An 18,927-nucleotide genomic window follows, 5' to 3' on the forward strand; every position below is an offset into this window, starting at 1 on the left:
TTTTTGTCAACATCCAAATAATTCTACCCTTGACAGCTCCGGGTCACCCGGAAAGAAATCGCCGCATGCTGATATTCATCAACAGGCCGATGCCCACCATATTGGTGATCACCGAAGAGCCGCCGTAACTGATCAAGGGAAGGGGAACACCCACCACCGGCATCAGGCCCATGACCATACCGATGTTGATGAATATCTGCCAGAAAATCATAATGGTAATACCAAAGGCAAGAATGGAACCAAACATATCCCGGCAGCCGTAGGCGATGTTAAATCCCCACAGCAAAAAGAGGAAATAGAGGATGAGCAAGACGCAGCACCCCACAAACCCCCACTCTTCGGCCAGCACCGAAAGAATAAAGTCTGTGTGCTGTTCCGGCAAAAAGGACAAGGCATTCTGGGTCCCCTTTAAAAACCCCTTGCCGTACATCATGCCGGAACCAATGGCAATCTTGGATTGAATAATATGATACCCGGCCCCCAGGGGATCACGATCGGGATTAAGAAAAGTTAAGATCCGGGCTTTTTGATATTCCTTTAAAACAAAAAACCACAAAAGGGGGGCGGCCCCCGCTGCCAGAGCGGCACAGGAAAAAAATACTTTTTTCTGCACATGAACAAAAAGCGTCATGGAGGCGGCAATGAATAAGATCAGCATGGCCGTGCCCAGATCGGGCTGCTTAAGGATAAAAAGAAAGGGCAGAACCAATAATCCCACAGGTTTTAAAAGCCCGTGAAATCCAAGGCCCTCTTCTGTGACACAGGTGGAATACACCGATGCCAGCACAATGATCATGGACAACTTCATCAATTCCGAGGGCTGCACAGTAAAAGGCCCCAGGGCAAGCCAGCGGGTGGAGCCCCCGGCATTTCGTCCAAAGATAAGCACCGCTGCCAGCAGGGCCACACAGATGAAATAGATCAGAAGACTGGCCTTGTCTATGAACTTATAGTGGACCAGAAACGAGGAAAACATGATAAAGAACCCTGCCCCCATCCATATCATCTGTTTTTTAAAAATCACTGCCATTCCCTGGACTTCAGCAGCGTTGACCGCACTGTACAACACCCCCAGCCCCAGGCCGCAGATGGAAAGGGTCAACAAAAAAAGGCCCCAGTCAAAACATTCTAAAAGTCTTCGATCAAACATCACACATCTCCAGGAAAAATGGGATCACACCGGCCCCATTACTCTTGTTTATCAAAGTAACCAATGCGATCCAGCCATGTCTTCACCACCTGGCTGGCCACAGGGGCCGCAGCAGTGGAACCGTGCTCACCGTGCTCAATGAGCACAGACACCGCAATGACGGGATTTTCTGCCGGGGCATAGCACACAAACCATGCATGGTCCCGCAGCAGATAATCCAGGGGTTCATCCTTGCTGCGCTCCCGGTCTTTTTTTTTCATGCTGAACACCTGGGCTGTACCGGTTTTTCCTGCCATGGTGATCCCGTCTATTTTCACGGCCCTGGCGGTGCCCCGCTTTCCATGGATCACCCGTCTTAATCCTTCCCGCACAATGCGAAGGGTCTCCTTTCCTGCGGGCAGTCCCCCGGTGATTTCCGGTGGCTGCGGCACCGGGGTTTCCCCCTGGCGGAGCTGAACAGCATGCAATATTCTGGGGCGGTACAGGGTGCCTTCATTTCCCACTGCGGCAATGAGCACCGCCATCTGAAGGGGGGTCACCAGGTTAAACCCCTGCCCAATGGCAATGGACAGGGTTTCCCCCCCCTGCCAGGAGACACCAAAACGCCTCCGCTTCCAGGCAGCCGTGGGAATCAATCCGGGGCGTTCCTTTCTCAACTCAATGCCCGTGGGTTTGCCCAGCCCACATCCCCTGGCATACTGGGCCAGGGTATCCACCCCCACATCTTCCCCCACCCGGTAATAAAATACATCACACGATTTTTCCAGGGAACCAAAGATATCCACATCGCCGTGGCCCCATTTTTTCCAGCATCGATAAATTCTATTGCCATACCTGTGGCGACCCGAACAGAACCGGGAGGTGTGGGTGCTCACCACGCCTTCTTCCAGCCCGGCAATGGCGGAAACAATCTTGTAGGTGGAGGCCGGTGGATATTCACCCTGTATGGCCTTATTGGTCATGGGACGTCCGGGGTTTTCTTGAAGTGCCCGCCATTTCTTATGGGAGATACCGCCTATGAAATCATTCTGGTTATAGGCAGGGCTGCTGGCCATGCACAACACATCGCCGGTGGCAGGATCAAGGGCCACCACAGCCCCGGACCGCCCCTGAATCAGCGCCTCTGCAGCCTGCTGAAGCTCAAGATCAATGGTCAAAAAAATATTTTGCCCCGGCACCGGGTCCACGGTGTTCAGCACCCGCACCAGTCGACCTGTGGCATCCACCTCCACCTGTCGCCCCCCCCGTTTTCCGTGGAGCAGTGATTCAAACTCTTTTTCCACCCCGTCCCGGCCAATGGAATCCCCGCTTCTCACATCGGGAAAATTCCCTTTTTTAAGCTCTTGCGCATTAATTTCACCCAGATAGCCCAGAACATGGGCCGCACATTTTTCATGGATATAATTTCGCCGGGGCTCCACATCAATGATCACCCCGGGCAAATCAAATCCATGGGCTTTTACCACGGCAAGCTGGTTTCTGGAGATATTTCGCTTTAACAAAATGGGCTTGAATTTTGTCCGCCGGGATTTGCTGTCAATTTTCTCCCGGAGCTCTTCAACAGGCACCGCCATTAACCGGGCAAGGCGGGAAAGGGTTTGGTCCACCGGAACGGCATCCTTCAGGACAATTTTAAGGTCAAAGGAGGGACGATTATCCACCAAAAGGGCTCCGTTTCTGTCATAAATCAAGCCCCGGGGAGCTGGAATGCTTTGCAGTCGAATACAGTTATTGGCCGACAAATGATGATACCATTCCCCCTTGATCACCTGGAGATAAACAAAGCGGGCAAGAAGAATGGAAAAGGCCACAGCCACACACAGGGTGCCGCCCATCAACCGTTTTTTAAGCCATTCCCTTCCCGGTGGTTTCACATATTGAGACACCCCTACCCCCTGATTCCCATTTTTCTTCCTGTCACACGCTGGATTTTTTTATCCCAGCCTTTTTTACATTTATTAACCACCACCAACAACAGGGGAATCATAAAAAAACCAACCACGATCTGTTTACCCATGAACACAATATCTGCGGTGGAAAAAAACCAGCCGTCCTGTTTCACCAGAAGGGTAAAAATCAAGAACCCATGCTCCATGGCAACGGCCCCGGCACTGATCACCGGGATAAAAATAAAATTCCCCGCATGAATCACATGCCTGAGCATGAATACAAAAAGATAAATCCACACATATGAAGAGATATAAAAACCGGAAGGAACACCGGACAGGCAATCCATGGTCCAGCCCAGGGCCACCACATAAAGAATAAAAATACCATGGGAGGTGAACAGGCTGACATAAAGAACATTAACAATGAGAAGGTCAAAACAGCAGTTTAAAAAAGCAATTTCAGGGACCAGGGTGGTTTGAACAATCACCAGGAAAAGGGAGAGAAACAGATAAAAAAGTGCATTCATGGGCGAACATCTTCTGTGGGTCCGGTTTGCTTTACAAACACCAGCACCTCTTCCAGGGTATTGAAATCCACACTGGTTTTCACCCGGACATGCTGGAACAGATCAGAATTTTCTTTTTTCACATCCACCACTTTTCCAATGCTAACCCCCTTGGGAAAAATTTGATCCAGGCCGGAGGCCACAATGTCATCCCCAACGGTGACGGTCTCTTTTCTCAGGGCATAGTCAAAAAAACAGGTTTCTGTGTTATCTCCCTGGACAATTCCCCGGGCCCGGGTACTTTGCACCAAAGCATCCACTGAACTGTTGCGATCGGTGATGAGAAGGACCCGGCTGTATCGTCCGGCCACAGCCACCACCTGCCCCACAATGCCCTGGGCCGCCACCACAGGAAGCCCCTTGCACAGCCCGTCCTGGTTTCCCTTGTCTATCATCATGGTGCTGAACCACGGGGAGGGGTCCCGGGCAATCACCTTGGCCGCCACCATGATTTGTGCTTCAGCTTGTTTAAAGTAAATAAATTTTCTCAACCGCTGGTTTTCCAGGGCAAGCTCCCGGCATCGGTTCTGATCCGCCGTGGCCAGGGCCAGGGCTTTTTTTAACATTTTATTTTCCCTGGCTGCGGACACCGATGCAAAATACACGGCCCACACATCCTGCACCGCGTCTGTTGTGCGGGTCACCGCCATTTGAAAGGGTGCCACCAGGGCAATGGTGAGGCGCTCAAGACGGCTCACCGGCACACCGCCTTTACTGCCCACGGCCAGATACACAAGGTTGGCCAGGACAACAAAAACAGCAAGAATCAAAAAGACAAATCGTTTTGAAAACATGGCATCAGTCGATGACCACCTCTCTGAGAATTTCAAGGGAATCCAATGATTTTCCACACCCAAGTGCCACCGTGGTCAAGGGGTCTTCCGCCACAATGATGGGAAGACCACTCTTTTCCCTGAGCAGTTTGTCCAGGTTTTTCAAAAGGGCTCCCCCACCGGTGAGGACAATGCCGCTGTCCACAATGTCCGCGGCAAGCTCCGGTGGTGTCTGTTCCAGCACAATTTTAACGGTTTCCACAATGGCTTCAATCTGTTCGGAAATGGCAAGGCAGATCTCTTCGGAATCAATGGTGAGAATTTTGGGAATACCGGAAATCAGATCCCGGCCCTTTACCTCAATGGTCTCAATACTGTCCGCCTCAGGATAGGCATTGCCGATGGTGGTTTTAATGGTTTCAGCGGTTCTTTCACCAATGAGCAGGTTGTATTTTCGTTTAATGTGCTGGCGGATGGAGGTGTCCATCTTATCCCCGGCCACCCGGATGGATCGACTGTAAACAATACCGGCAAGGGAGATCACTGCCACCTCGGTGGTGCCCCCGCCAATGTCCACGATCATGTTACAGGTGGGCTCTGTCACAGGCATACCGGCCCCTATGGCCGCTGCCATGGGCTCTTCCAGAAGAAACACTTCCCTTGCTCCGGCAAGCTCTGCGGATTCCCGTACAGCCCTTTTTTCCACCTGGGTGATCCCCGATGGTACAGCAATGACAATCCGGGGCCGGACCATGGTTCTCCGGTTGTTGTGAACCTTTCTGATAAAGTGCTTGAGCATGGCTTCGGTGACCTCAAAATCGGCAATCACCCCATCCCTCATGGGTCGGATGGCGGTGATGTTCCCCGGAGTTCTGCCCAGCATGTTCTTGGCCTCCAGCCCCACGGCAAGGACCCTGTTCTTGCCCACCCTTGGATCGTTGCGCACAGCCACCACAGAGGGTTCGCTGAGTACAATGCCTTTACCTTTAACATATACAAGTGTGTTGGCAGTTCCCAGATCAAGGGCCAGATCACTTGAGAACACGCCCAGAACAGAATCAATTATCAGGTTCATATTACCTCTTCCCCATGGATATATATTTTAAATTGAATTCACATGTAAAAATCTCGTCAGTCATAAGCTCTCCAGTTTGATGCCACATAATGTGTTTCTTTGAAATTGAACATATCCCATGCGGTATGAGAAATGAGAACTTCGGACTCATGAGTAAAAATAAAGATTAACCAATACCTGCTAACAGAAATAGCAACAATTTACAAGGGTAACTTCACTGATTCAAATTATTTAACCGTTTCCATAACCGCATCGTGGAGTCGGGGACGAAATTGTCTTATTTTAATATTGTTCCGGCAGGGGTGGACCCGGTTGGTGAGCAGCACCACAATAACGGAGGAGTCAGGCTCCATCCAGAAGGAGGTGCCGGTGAAGCCCAGATGACCCAGGGCCCCGGGGGAAAAGCCGGTACCGGCCGAGGACCCCCTGGGAGACGGGGTGTCAAATCCGGCCACCCGCTCTGCATGGGATTCTTTTTTTACAAATTCCCTGAGAACCCTTCCGGGGATGGGGGAAAATGGATGTTGGGTTCTGGGTTTTGGGTTCTGGGTGCTGGGTGCCGGATTTTGGATTCTGGGTACTGGGTGCCGGGTTTTGGGTGTCGGGAGGTGTGGGATGGATGTATCTTTAAGGGCCGCCAGGATGTAAACCAGCAGCTTTCCCACGGCCCGGGCCGTGCCAAAAAGCCCGGCATGACCCTCAACCCCTCCCACGGCCCAGGCATTGTCATCATGGACTTCGCCTGTGAGTATGCGGCCCCGCCAGGGACATTTTTCTGTGGCGGCAAACCGTTGCTCCGGCCCCGGAGAAACATCACTCTCCCCCAGGGGCCTGAAAAACAGATCCAGCCCCAGGGGGTCAAAAAAAGTATCTTTCACGAACCGATCCAGGTGCAACCCGGTGATGGACTCCACAACCCATGACAATACCATGTACCCAAGATCGCTGTATACCTGTCCGGCTCCGGGGGGATGAATCAGCGGCTCTGCCATGATTTGCTGTCGCAGGGCCTGCCTGCGATGGGTCCGGGGCATTTTTACAAGTGATAAATAAAAGGGACGATGGGCCGGAAAGCCGGCGGTGTGGCGAAGCAATTGATCAATGGTGATCACTTTTTTATGGTCATCTTTGCCGCAATCCACCAGGGAACCCAGGGGGCGGTCCGGAAAAAGACAGCCCCTGTCCACAAGGGTGGCCACGGCAAGGGCCGTGGCAAGGGGTTTGGTCAAGGAGGCCAGGTCAAAAAAAGTATCCAGTGTCACAGGATCATGGGTAAAAAGGCTCTGTTGGCCATAGGCCCTGTGGAAAAGCAGTTCTTCCCCCCGGGAAACCAGAAGCACGCCTCCGGGAAACACACCCTCCCGGACACCGGCCCTCATAAGCGCATCAATGGCCATCTATCCCCTCCCTGCCCAGGAAAGACAGTGTTTATCCGCATCCATTAAAACAGGCACCCCCATGGGCAGGGACAAATTCACAGCATGGTGCCCCGAGGGCATTCCGGCAAGCAGGGGCAGGTGCCCCAGATGTTCATGGCAGATTTCATGGACAATCTTTTCATCCCCGCAGTTTTGAAACTGCCCCAGCACCACCCCTTTTACCCCCCGAAAAAACCCGGCCAGGGCCATCTGTGTCAACATGCGGTCAACTTTGTATGGGGGTTCATTGATCTCTTCCAGAAAAAGAATTGTTGCGGCCAAATCCGGTTGAAACGGTGTACCGCACAAATGGCACAGGGTGGCAAGATTGCCTCCGTAAAAAAACCCTTGGGCACTCCCCGGGGTCAAGGTAATACCATTTTTCAGCGCAACGGGGAAAAGCCCATGCCAGGGGGTGGTTAACACCCCAAAAAGGGATTGCCGGGTGGCAGGTGCAGCCGTGGCAAGGGAGGTGACCACCGGACCGTGGATCACCGGGAAATTCACCCGTTGCCCCAGGGTGACAAGGGCGGCGGTGACATCACTGAATCCCACCAGGGGCCTGGAACATTCCCGGAGCTTGTCAAAATCCAGAAAGGGCAATACCCTCATGGCCCCGAACCCTCCCCGGGCGCACATGATTGCCTTTATCCCCTTTCTGGACACCAGGCCATGGAAAATATCTGCCCGGTGTTCATCGTCACCGGCAAGATATCGTTTTGAGGCAAAAAGTTCCTGGGGCACATGCACCTTGAACCCCATCTGTTCCAGCACCTTTACCCCCCGGGCAAAAATATCGGGATCAAAGCTCCCTGAAAGGGCACAAACACCAATGGTATCCCCCGGCAACAGAGTAAAAGGCGATGAAATGCTCATTTTAAAACGGGATTCCTTTTTCAATAAAGACGGGAAATGATATAGGGCACCGCAGTTTCAAGGCGCAAGATACGCTCCCCAAGACTCACTGTTTTAAAGCCGATGTCCAAAAAAGTGGCAACCTCCCGTTCAATGAATCCCCCTTCGGGCCCCATGGCAAGTACGCAGGGCTTGGAAACAGAGCGGGGGCACACATCCCAGGGACCGGGATGGGCTGTGAAGGCCATCTTTCCCTGGATAATTTCCGGTAACTCCCGGGTAACAAAGGGTTTAAACAACCGCCGAAGATGCACCTTGGGCATGACGGTGTCCCGGGACTGCTCCAACCCCAGGACCAACTCATTTTCCAGGCGGTCCGGCTCCAGCAGGGCACTGGACCAGAAGGATTTTTCCACCCGCCAGGTGTTGATAAGATAAATCTCCTTCACCCCCAGGGAGGCCACAGTCTGCAAAATCCGCCGGAGCATCTTGGGCCGGGGCAGTGCCAGCACCAGGGTCAGGGGCAAAGGGGCCGGAGAAGGCGTGTCCAGGATCACAGCCATATCCACATAACCAGGGGCTGTTTCCAGAACCCTTGCACTTCCCATATCTCCATTGATCATCCCCACGGTGAGCATATCCCCCACCCCGGCCCGGTGAACCTTTTTTATGTGGGTCATGCGACGGCCCCCAAGGCGCACCACTCCCGGCTCGATATAATCTTCTTTAAATAATAAAATAAGGTTCATAAATGGGGGAGAGATCCAGGATGCCCGTTATATGAAATACTCCGTGAATCAGGGGCGTATGTAAGCTTTGTTGTGGGCAGACCGAGATCACAATACGGTCCACCCTTGGCCGTTATTTTAAAATAACATGTCAGGAAGCCGGGCATGCGCCCACCTTAAGGGCCTGCTTAAAGTTCAAAATTGATGATGGAGTGCACCTTGTCAAGGGCGCTTAACTCCTGGCACACATTTTCCGGAACCGGTGTATCTGTGCGGATAAAAATGATATTGCGATCCCCGTCATCCTCTCGACCCACCATCATCCGGGCAATGTTAATGTCATGTTCCCCAAGGCAGGTACCAATGCTGCCGATGGCCCCCGGCACATCCTTGTTGTGAATCAAGGAGAGATAACCTTCCGGGATCACCTCCAGGCGAAACTTGTTGATGCGGATGATTCTGGCATCATCTTTACCAAAAATGGTTCCGGAAATCAAATTGGTATCATTTTCGTACACCACCCGGATGCGGATCAAATTAATGTAATGGGCACTTTCCTGGCTGGCAATCTCGGAAATTTTAATACCCATATCCCCGGCAATGGCATTGGCATTCACAGAGTTAACCTCATCCGGCACCATGGGAGAAAGAATTCCCTTCACCGCTGCCAGGGTCACCGGCTTAAGATCCAGATCCAGAAAATTACCGGCATATTCAACGGAAATTTCCTTGATGGGACCCTTGGCCATGGTGGCATGCATGGCACCGATCTTTTCGGACAGGTAGAGATAGGGCTGTAGTTTTTTCAGCAGCTCACCGGTGACAGAGGGCACATTAACGGCATTGATGACAGTGTTGTGCTTAAGATAGGCAATGATTTGATTGGCAACCGCCACAGCCACGTTGGTCTGGGCCTCCTGGGTGGAAGCACCCAGATGGGGAGTGGCAATGACCTGGTCCAGTTCCAGCAACGGGTTATCCACCGGCGGTTCCACCTCAAACACATCAAGGGCAGCCCCGGCCACTTTGCCGGACATGATGGCATCATAGAGATCCTGCTCCTGGATGATACCGCCCCGGGCACAGTTGATCACCATGACACCGTCCTTCATCATGGCAAAGGTCTCTTTATTGAGAAGATGGGTGGTGCTTTCAATTTTGGGCACATGGATGGTGATGTAGTCAGAGCGTTTGTAAAGCTCTTCCAGGGAAACACTTTCAAACCCTTGCTTTTCAATGTGCTCTGCTGTCACCGCAGGATCATAGATAATCACCTGCATCTTCAATCCCTGGGCAAGGCTTGCCACGATGGAACCGATATTACCAAATCCGATGACGCCAAGCACCTTATTGAACAGCTCCCGACCCTGGAGATTTTTCTTTTCCCACAATGACCCCTTAAGGGTGGATGTTCCCCGGGGGATATTCCGGGTCAGGGCCATCATCATGGCAATGCTGTGCTCGGCGGTGGTGACGGTGTTGCCTCCGGGGGTATTCATCACGGCAACGCCGTGTTTGGTGGCGCTGGGGATGTCCACATTGTCAAGGCCGATGCCTGCCCGGCCCACCACCTTTAAATTGGTGGCAGCGCCCAGGATTTCATCGGTTACCTTGGTGGCACTTCGAATCACAAGGCCGTCATACTCTCCGATTATGGCTTTGAGTTCATCCGGGGCAAGACCGGTTTTTACATCCAGCTCAATGCCCTCTTCATTCCTGAAAATATCAAGTCCAGCTTCCCCCAGTTTATCACTTACAAGAACCTTCATCTCAATGGTTTCCTTTTCACATGAAAGTGCAGGCAAACCTGCGCATGCTTTCATGGTTCGTTAAGGGCAGACCGAGGTCAAAATGCGATCCGCCCGTGGCGGTTATATGCGTGATGGCGTTCCCACCGTTTTTAAGGTGGAGAGCCTCATGATTTATTGTTTTTTCTTAAAAGCAGTCATGAAATCGATCAAGGCCTCCACAGCAGCCATGGTGGTGGCGTTGTAGATGGATGCCCGGCATCCGCCCACGGAGCGATGACCCTTAAGCCCCCCCAGTCCCTTTTGGGTGGCTGCCGCAATGAACTCTTTTTCCAAATCTTCGGTGGGCAGACGGAAGGTGACATTCATCAAAGAACGGCTGCCCTTTTCTGCCGTGGCCCGGTAAAAATCACTGCCATCCATGAATTCATAGAGCATGGCCCCTTTCTTTTCGTTGTGGGCCTGCATTTTTTCCAGTCCGCCCATCTCCTGTTCCAACCACTTAAGCACCAGCTGGATGGTGTATACCCCAAAACAGGGCGGGGTGTTGTACATGGAATTTTTAGATACAAAGGTGTCATATTTCAGCATGGAGGGCAGATCTTTCTCTGCTGTGGCCAGAAGGTCATCCCGGACAATGACCATGCAGGTACCGGACGGCCCCATGTTTTTCTGGGCACCGGCATAGATCATGCCGAATTTATCCATGGGAAGGGGACGGCTTAAAATATCCGAAGACATGTCCGCCACAATGGGCACGCCGTTGGTGTCGGGAAAGCTTTCCCACTGGGTTCCCTTGATGGTATTATTGGAGGTGATGTGAACATAGGCGGCATCGGCATTAAAGGAGATGTCATTGGGAATGTAGGAAAAATTCTTATCCTCGGAGGAGGCAACCACATTGTGGGCCTTGTTAAGTATGGCAGCTTCCTTGATGGCTTTGGTGGACCAGGTACCGGTGTTCACATAGTCGGCAGATTTACCCTCCCCCAGAAAATTCATGGGGATCATGGCAAACTGGAGACTGGCGCCGCCCTGGAGAAAGAGCACATGATAGCGCTCATCCAGACCCAGCAGGCGTTTGGTGCGGTCAACAGCATCGTTGATGACATCATCAAACCATGGGGAGCGATGGCTCACCTCGGTGATGGACATGCCGCTTCCCTTGAAGTTAAGAAAAGAGGCCTGGATTTCCTGGAGCACCGGCAGGGGCAGGGCTGCAGGCCCTGCATTAAAGTTAAAAATTCGTTCTTCGGTCATGACACAATTCTCCTTAGGTTTTTCATGGGTTATAAGTCCTCCGATTGCGTTGCTGTGGCTTTGGTTAACCCATGGAAATAATTAAAACCAGATCCCAAAAATTAATTTTATGGGAACCAATTATTTTAAATGGTTATAACTGCCGTGGGCAGACCTTATTCTAACCTCGGTCTGCCCACAACGAATATTGAAAACGGTAATATGCCGCCCCCCGACGGGCAATGGGCCCGGCCGGAACTGTAGACAGCTCAATGGGCCGGTTTCCATTGCCCGTCGGGGGGCTCTGCTGAGGATACTTGAACACTACCTTTTCATATCAAAAAACTTCAAGACCCTTGAATTAGTTATATTCACGTGTTTTATGAAACTGTATATCAGGCCACGCTTCCATGGCAAACCCCAGCTGATACTCGCTGGTGGTTAAAAAGGCCACCCACCCTTCTGAATCCACGGCAATGCTGCCGGCATTTTGATTAATAAACTTTTTCTTCATCTCTTCATTGTCACAGGTGATCCACCGGGCCACGGAAAGATCCACCGGCTCAGATCCGGCGTCCACCCCATATTCCGCCTTTAAACGGGCCATGGTGACATCAAACTGCAGCACCCCCACCGCCCCCATGATATAATCGTTGTTAATGCGGGGCCGGAACACCTGGATGGTTCCCTCTTCTGCCAGCTGGGTGAGCCCCTTTTGCAATGCCTTGGTTTTCATGGGATTTTTTAAAATCACCCGCCGAAAGTGTTCCGGTGCAAAGCTTGGAATGCCCGTGAATTTAAGCTCCTCTTTTTCAGTGAAGGTATCCCCGATCTTGATGGTCCCATGGTTATGAATGCCAATGATATCACCGGGAAAGGCTTCATCCACATTGCTGCGCTCCTGGGCCATGAATATGGTGGCATTGGAAATGATCACATCCTTTCCTATGCGGTGGTGACGCACCTTCATACCCCTTTTAAATTTACCTGAACAGATCCTGAAAAAGGCAATGCGATCCCTGTGGGCCGGGTCCATGTTGGCCTGTATTTTAAAAGTAAATCCGGAGAATCCCGGTTCTTCGGGTTTTACCTCCCGGGTAAGGGTCTGTCTTACCCCGGGTGGCGGGGCCATTTGAACAAAGGAGTCAAGCATCTCCCGGACCCCGAAATTGTTAATGGCACTGCCAAAAAAAACAGGGGTCTGGGACCCCTTGAGATAGTAATCCATGTCAAAGGGATCTGCAGCCCCCTGGATCAGGTCCACATCGTCCCTTAATTCCCGGGCCTGCTCCCCCAGCTCCCGGTCCAGGATGGGATCATCCAGGTTATCGATCACCACTCCGTCCCCGTCCCGGGGGGAGTAACCCGGAGAGAAAAGCCCCAATTGTTTTGTATCAAGGTGATACACGCCCCGGAACCTTTTTCCCATGCCAATGGGCCAGGTGATGGGGGTGCATTCAATCTGGAGTTTTTCTTCAATGTCGGCAAAGAGATCCAGAGGCTCCATGCCCTCTCTGTCCAGTTTATTAATAAAGGTAATGATGGGGGTGTTGCGCATGCGGCACACCTCCATTAATTTCCGGGTCTGGGGTTCCACCCCCCTGGCACTGTCAATGATCATCACGGCGCAGTCCACGGCCGTGAGCACCCGGTAGGTATCTTCGGAAAAATCCTTGTGACCCGGGGTGTCCAGAAGGTTGATCTCAAATCCTTTATAATTGAACTTCATCACCGAGGAGGAGACACTGATTCCCCTTTCCTGCTCAATGGAGAGAAAATCACTGGTGGCCTTGCGCTCTGTTTTTCTGGACTTCACAGCCCCTGCCTGCTGGATGGCCCCCCCAAAAAGCAGCAACTTTTCCGTGAGGGTGGTTTTTCCGGCATCGGGATGGCTGATAATGGCAAAGGTGCGGCGTTTTGCCGTCTCCTTTGCCGTGTGTGGATCTGTTTTCATGGATTCCTCAAAAATGTTGTATTGTAGAACCAAGCCCGTTTATATAGTCCATAAGCGGGCTTTTTTCAATAAATTAATTCTTTTAATTTCCAGGCCGCCACGGAATTCATCAAACCTGCAACCCTTTGGCTTATAAGGATATAATTCATAATTTTGGTGATTATAAAAGTTTTTCCATCCAAAAATTGATGTTTTGCGCAATTAATATCCCGTTTAATCACGACCTGTCATGGCCACCAGGGTGGCTCCGATGATAATAACGCCCCCCAATGCGGTGCGCCATCCGGGAATTTCCCCCAGAAAAATCATTGCCATTAAAATGCCGTACAAGGGTTCCAGGGCTGTGATCACCCCGGCGGTGCGGGTTTTAATGTGCACCAGGGCCTTTATAAACAGCGAATGGGCAAGGGCCGTGCACACCCCACCCAAAAGCATGAGCAGCATCAGCTCCCCGGGGGTGGGAAAGGAGATGCCCGGCACAAACCACACGGTCCAGGGCAGCAGAAACAATGCCGCAAAAAAATTTTGATAAAAAGAAACAGCAATGGGCGACACTGATATTACATTTTTTCGATTCACCAGCCCCAGAAGGGCAAAGGTGAACCCCGATGCCACCCCCCACATGGCCCCTTGCACAGGCTCCCGGGAAAAATCAAAACTTGGGATCACAAGGACCAGCCCCACAAACACCACAAGGGATATCACACAATTTTTAAATGCCAGGGTCTCCTTGAAAAAAAAGGGCTCCATAAAGGTGACAAAAAGGGGAAAGGTGGAAAAGGTTAAAAGCCCGATGGCCACGGTGGAAATCTGAATGGAGATAAAAAAGGTGCACCAGTGAAGGGCCAACAGCGCCCCCTGGGCCAGAAACATGACCATGGGCACGGTATTATCCCGGCGGATTCGGAGAAAAAAAGGCAATAAAAAAAGGGATGCAAACACTGTTCTGCCAAACACAATGAGCACCGGACTGCACAGGAGAAACTTCCCAAACAGTCCGGAAAACCCAAACAGAAAAACAGCCAGGTGCACATCCCGGAGCCCCGGCTTCACCATGGGGGCCAGGGCTGATTTTATGGAAAAGGACACCGGATGTCCTACCGGGTGAGCTGGCGGTATTTAATTCTCTGGGGCTGATCCCCTTTTATACCCAGCCGTTTTTTTCTATCTTTGTCATAATCGGAATAACTCCCCTCAAAAAACACGGTCTGACTGTCCCCTTCAAAGGCCAGTATATGGGTGGCGATTCTGTCCAGAAACCATCTGTCATGGCTGATGACAATGGCGCAGCCTGCAAAATTTTCCAGGGCCTCTTCCAGGGCTCTCATGGTGTTGACATCCAGATCATTGGTGGGCTCATCCAAAAGCAAAAGGTTGGCCTCTTCTTTTAGCATCCTGGCCAGGTGTACCCGGTTGCGCTCGCCTCCGGACAGTACCCCCACTTTTTTCTGCTGATCGGAACCTGAAAAATTAAATTTGGACACATAGGCCCTGGAGTTGATTTCCCGCCCCCCCAGAAGCAGGGTGTCATTGCCCCCGGAAATCACCTCCCAGATGGTTTTATCCGGATCAAGGACATTGCGTTCCTGGTCCACATAGGCGGGTTTCACAGTTTCTCCCAGCTCCATGGTACCGCTGTCCGGTGATATCTTGGCGGTGATCATGTTAAACAGGGTGGACTTTCCCGCCCCATTGGGTCCCACCACCCCCACAATACCCCCCGGCGGGATGATAAATTCCATATTTTCCACCAGAAGTTTCTCCCCAAAGGCCTTGGAAATACCCTTTGCCACCACCACCTTGTCCCCCAGACGGGGTCCCGGGGGAATAAAAATCTCAAGATCCCGTTCCCGGTCCTTGGTGTCCTGCTTTAACAATTGATCATAGGAACTCAGGCGGGCCTTGGATTTGGAACGCTTGCCCTTGGGGGACATCTTGATCCATTCCAGCTCCCGTTCCAGGGTTTTTTGGCGTTTGCTCTCCTGCTTTTCCTCGTTTTTCAGACGATTGCCCTTTTGCTCCAGCCAGGAGGAGTAGTTCCCCTTCCAGGGAATACCCTCCCCCCGATCCAGCTCCAGAATCCATCCGGCCACATTATCAAGGAAATAACGATCATGGGTGACGGCAATGACGGTGCCGGGGTATTGACCCAGATGGTGCTCCAGCCAGGCCACGGATTCGGCATCCAAATGGTTGGTGGGCTCATCCAGAAGAAGAATATCGGGCTGCTTGAGCAACATGCGACAAAGGGCCACCCGGCGCTTCTCACCACCGGAGATCACATTGACCGGCATATCCTCCGGAGGACAGCGAAGGGCATCCATGGCCATTTTAAGACGGGCATCCAGATCCCAGGCATCCAGGTGATCCAGCTGATCCTGGAGTTCCCCCTGGCGCTGGATGAGTTTATCCATCTCATCATCGGACATGGGTTCGGCAAACTTCTCACTGATGGCCTCGTATTCGTTCATGAGATCCACGGTGTCCTGGACCCCCTGCTCCACAATTTGGCGCACTGTGGCATCTTCGTCCAAAAGGGGCTCCTGCTCCAGATACCCCACGGAAAAACCCTTGGAAAGGATGGTCTCGCCATTGTATTCTGTGTCAATGCCTGCCATGATTTTCAAAAGAGAACTCTTACCCGACCCGTTAAGACCCAGAACCCCGATCTTGGCCCCGTAAAAATAGGACAGGCTGATATCTTTCAGCACCGGTTTTTTATCATAAAATTTACTCACTCTGATCATGGAGTAAATGACTTTTTTTGTATCTTCCGACATAACGTTAAACTCCTATATTAATCTATATTTTTCTTATATACAAAGTAGGTGCTGGGTGCTGGGTACCCAGTCTAATAAATAACAGGCTCCCGAAAAATCATGTCAATGGCCTCCCTGCTGTTTTCTGCAATGCGGGGAAAGGTGTCACTGACCCCGAAAAGCTGTCGCAAATTTTCTCCGGTTCTTAAAACCAACCGGGCAAGATCCCCTTCGGCAAACACCGATTCTTCCACCACCTGGTCCCAGGGAACCCCCATGGCCCAGGAAAACACGGGAAGGGCCGGCTGAAGATAGAGATTGGGGGCGGAAAACCCACCCTCCAGCAACCGTTCTGCAAAGGGGGAGAGCTTTTCCCTCAGCTTTGCAAATTCCCTGGTTAAGCGTTTGGGAACACGACGGCTTGAGGCAAGATCATCATCAAACACCTTTTCGTTGACAAAGGCTGCCATCACTGCGGCCAGCATCACCGGATCTTGATCCGGCAACAATCCCTGGCGCAGACACTGGGCCACCATCAAAGGTTGATCCATGCGCAGCTGGGAGGTCCACTCCCCGTCTTCGGTGAGGGTGCCTTTTTCTGTGACAAAGCCCTCCTCCTTTAGAAAGGCCAGATGGGCCAGAAAATCCTGCCACAAAAATTTCAAATCATAGCCATACTCTTTTCTGGCCCGGCGACCCTGTTTCCCCAGGGAGATCTGATAGGAGGCAAAGGATTTTTCCAAAAGCTCGTGGATCTGGGGGGGGGTGTGGGACAACAACAGGTTGAGCACCATGGAAAAATCTATTTTTATCTGGCTGCTCACATCCATGGGGGGAGCTGTCACCATCTTTGCAACATGTTTAAGGTCCATGAACTTACCGGGCAGAACAATGGCAAACCCGATATTGTCCATGCCCCGCCGTCCGGCCCTGCCGGTCATCTGCTGGAACTCACTGGCGGTCAGGGGAAGAAAGGATGCCCCGTTGAATCGATCGGAATTTAAAATGCACACACTCCTTGCGGGAAAATTCACCCCGGCGGCAACGGTGGAGGTGGCAAACATGGCATCCAACAGCCCTTCGGACATAAGAGTTTCCACCACCACCTTCCAGGCGGGCAACTGACCGCTGTGATGGGAACCCACCCCGAATTTTTCCATGTGCATGCGCTGTTCATGGTCGCAAAGATGGGGATTATCCCCAATGAGTTCATCAATTCTCCTGGCAAGAAGGGCCTTTCGTTTGGGATCCTGGCGGAGCACCTTTCCATTGCAAAGCCCAATGGCACCGTCACAGTCTGCCCGGGATTTTAAAAAGAAAATGGCGGGCAACAGATCATGGGCCCTTAGCACCTTTAAGATTTCACCAAACAGGGGCAGACGCCCGGGCCTTGATATGGCTGGAAACTGCCCGGCTTTGATGTACTCCATGACATTTCTGTGCACCATGTTTTTGGCCCGGGACCCTTTTTTCTTTAACAGGGGGTGCAAGGTGCCCGACGGATGAAAAAACAGCGGAAATAACGGCACCGGGCGTTTGGTTTCCTGGATCACCCGGCACTGTTTTCCCCGCATGGATTCAAGCCAGCCTGCAATGTGATCTGCATTGCCGATGGTGGCGGACAACAACAGCAAAGAGACCCGCTGGGGCATATAAATAAGGGTCTCTTCCCACACCACCCCCCGTTCGGCATCCCCCAGATAGTGGGCCTCGTCCAGGATCACCAGGCTGCAGGAAATATCCTCCCCTGTGTGCATGGCATCATAGAGTTGATTTCTTAATATTTCTGTGGTGCCGATGATGATATCGGCATCCCCGTTCTCTTTTTTATCGCCGGTGAGTATTCCCACCTTATCCCGGCCAAAGGCATCTATAAACTGGGCATAGATGGTGTTGGTCAACGCTTTAAGGGGCGTTGCATACCACACCCGCTCTCCTTTTTCCAGGACCGCCCGGGCAGCGCTCTGGGCAATCCAGGTTTTTCCGGCCCCGGTGGGGGCTGTGACCAGACAATCCCATTGGGCAATGGCATTTACTGCTTCTTCCTGAAAGGGGTCCGGGGTAAAGGGGCGGCTCGGGGGTACACCGATTTTTTTAAATACCGGTTTAAGTGAGCTGTCTGCCCCGGGCTTCATGGGGCCAAAGCCGCCTCTATTATTTTTTCGTTTTTTTCCACGATGATATCTTTTTTTTTCCATGGACAGGATAAAACCACAATTCATCCAAGTATGCAAGATTCCAGCATGTTTTTTTTAACCCCACAGGGCTGCTTCCAAGCAGATAAAAAGCTTTTTTAAAACTACACACCAACACTGGGATTTAATCCCGGCCCTTACCTTGGCGGCGTCTCATAAAATAAATCATCCTCATCATTGCATTTAACTTTTTTTTAGGCTATAGGGTTTCCCGGTGTGGGCATCTGAGGCTGTTTTACATTATGCTCTTACAGCTCAAATGCTCTGCCACGGTTAATGTACTACGAGGAAATTTTTACAATATTCGGCCACCATGAATCTGGGTCAGAAATCGTGGGCCGGGCTTATTTTATCTGGTGGCCGGGGTGTTTACCCGGCACCACGCTTTTGGCATACGCTTCCATACCGGGATTGACATGGACAAAAGCACAAAAATCAAGCCCCCCACCGCTGCACTTTTCTGCACCCTTGCGGGATGCTGCCCATATTGCGATGAATCCCTCCAACTTCTGTTTTATTCGATGATGCGTTTTCCACACAGAACCAACGGTTCCGGGCATTATTTTTTTAAACGTACC

The 18,927-nt window shown here is 51.7% G+C and carries 15 protein-coding genes; all 15 read right to left on the reverse strand.

Going from position 1 to position 18,927, the window contains the following annotated elements; all coding sequences use genetic code 11:
• Positions 1 to 43: 43 nt before the first annotated feature.
• The 15 genes from rodA to B9A32_RS02040 all read right to left on the reverse strand — a co-directional run bounded on the left by rodA (position 44) and on the right by B9A32_RS02040 (position 18,909).
• Complete coding sequence (gene rodA / locus B9A32_RS01970; protein WP_084066709.1) at positions 44 to 1,150, reverse strand: rod shape-determining protein RodA; 1,107 nt, start codon at positions 1,148 to 1,150, stop codon at positions 44 to 46.
• Positions 1,151 to 1,188: 38 nt separating this feature from the next.
• Positions 1,189 to 3,036, reverse strand: coding sequence for a penicillin-binding protein 2 (mrdA, locus tag B9A32_RS01975; RefSeq protein WP_232367000.1), 1,848 nt, complete (start codon positions 3,034 to 3,036; stop codon positions 1,189 to 1,191).
• A gap of 2 nt (positions 3,037 to 3,038) precedes the next feature.
• On the reverse strand, positions 3,039 to 3,566 hold the full coding sequence (locus B9A32_RS01980; RefSeq protein WP_084066710.1) for a hypothetical protein: 528 nt from the start codon (positions 3,564 to 3,566) through the stop codon (positions 3,039 to 3,041).
• Positions 3,563 to 4,399: a rod shape-determining protein MreC gene (mreC, locus tag B9A32_RS01985; RefSeq protein WP_084066711.1), complete on the reverse strand. Its 837-nt coding sequence runs from the start codon at positions 4,397 to 4,399 to the stop codon at positions 3,563 to 3,565. The genes B9A32_RS01980 and mreC overlap by 4 nt, the downstream gene beginning before the upstream one ends.
• Before the next feature lie 4 nt (positions 4,400 to 4,403).
• Positions 4,404 to 5,453 (reverse strand): rod shape-determining protein, encoded by a 1,050-nt coding sequence (locus B9A32_RS01990; RefSeq protein WP_084066712.1) that lies wholly within the window; start codon positions 5,451 to 5,453, stop codon positions 4,404 to 4,406.
• A 227-nt stretch (positions 5,454 to 5,680) separates the two neighbouring features.
• The gene (locus B9A32_RS01995; protein WP_084066713.1) at positions 5,681 to 6,850 is read right to left on the reverse strand and encodes a serine hydrolase domain-containing protein; all 1,170 of its coding nucleotides are present in this window, start codon (positions 6,848 to 6,850) and stop codon (positions 5,681 to 5,683) included.
• A complete protein-coding gene (locus B9A32_RS02000) occupies positions 6,851 to 7,747 on the reverse strand; it encodes a S66 peptidase family protein (RefSeq protein WP_084066714.1) in 897 nt (298 codons plus the stop codon).
• Between the two features lie 20 nt (positions 7,748 to 7,767).
• Complete coding sequence (locus B9A32_RS02005) at positions 7,768 to 8,475, reverse strand: 16S rRNA (uracil(1498)-N(3))-methyltransferase (protein ID WP_084066715.1); 708 nt, start codon at positions 8,473 to 8,475, stop codon at positions 7,768 to 7,770.
• 167 nt (positions 8,476 to 8,642) lie between these two features.
• A complete protein-coding gene (serA, locus tag B9A32_RS02010) occupies positions 8,643 to 10,223 on the reverse strand; it encodes a phosphoglycerate dehydrogenase (protein WP_084066716.1) in 1,581 nt (526 codons plus the stop codon).
• Positions 10,224 to 10,376: 153 nt separating this feature from the next.
• Positions 10,377 to 11,462 carry a 3-phosphoserine/phosphohydroxythreonine transaminase gene (serC, locus tag B9A32_RS02015; RefSeq protein ID WP_084066717.1) on the reverse strand — a complete coding sequence of 362 codons (1,086 nt, stop codon included), beginning with the start codon at positions 11,460 to 11,462 and terminating at the stop codon, positions 10,377 to 10,379.
• Positions 11,463 to 11,802: 340 nt separating this feature from the next.
• Positions 11,803 to 13,395 carry a peptide chain release factor 3 gene (locus tag B9A32_RS02020; RefSeq protein ID WP_084066718.1) on the reverse strand — a complete coding sequence of 531 codons (1,593 nt, stop codon included), beginning with the start codon at positions 13,393 to 13,395 and terminating at the stop codon, positions 11,803 to 11,805.
• Between the two features lie 213 nt (positions 13,396 to 13,608).
• On the reverse strand, positions 13,609 to 14,484 hold the full coding sequence (locus tag B9A32_RS02025; protein WP_212637586.1) for a DMT family transporter: 876 nt from the start codon (positions 14,482 to 14,484) through the stop codon (positions 13,609 to 13,611).
• 8 nt (positions 14,485 to 14,492) lie between these two features.
• Positions 14,493 to 16,175 carry an energy-dependent translational throttle protein EttA gene (gene ettA / locus B9A32_RS02030; RefSeq protein WP_084066719.1) on the reverse strand — a complete coding sequence of 561 codons (1,683 nt, stop codon included), beginning with the start codon at positions 16,173 to 16,175 and terminating at the stop codon, positions 14,493 to 14,495.
• Between the two features lie 71 nt (positions 16,176 to 16,246).
• Positions 16,247 to 18,352 carry a DEAD/DEAH box helicase gene (locus B9A32_RS02035; RefSeq protein ID WP_232367001.1) on the reverse strand — a complete coding sequence of 702 codons (2,106 nt, stop codon included), beginning with the start codon at positions 18,350 to 18,352 and terminating at the stop codon, positions 16,247 to 16,249.
• A gap of 341 nt (positions 18,353 to 18,693) precedes the next feature.
• Positions 18,694 to 18,909 (reverse strand): hypothetical protein, encoded by a 216-nt coding sequence (locus tag B9A32_RS02040; RefSeq protein WP_212637588.1) that lies wholly within the window; start codon positions 18,907 to 18,909, stop codon positions 18,694 to 18,696.
• Positions 18,910 to 18,927: the final 18 nt, after the last annotated feature.

The organism is Desulfocicer vacuolatum DSM 3385, from assembly GCF_900176365.1.
GTDB lineage: Bacteria > Desulfobacterota > Desulfobacteria > Desulfobacterales > Desulfobacteraceae > Desulfocicer > Desulfocicer vacuolatum.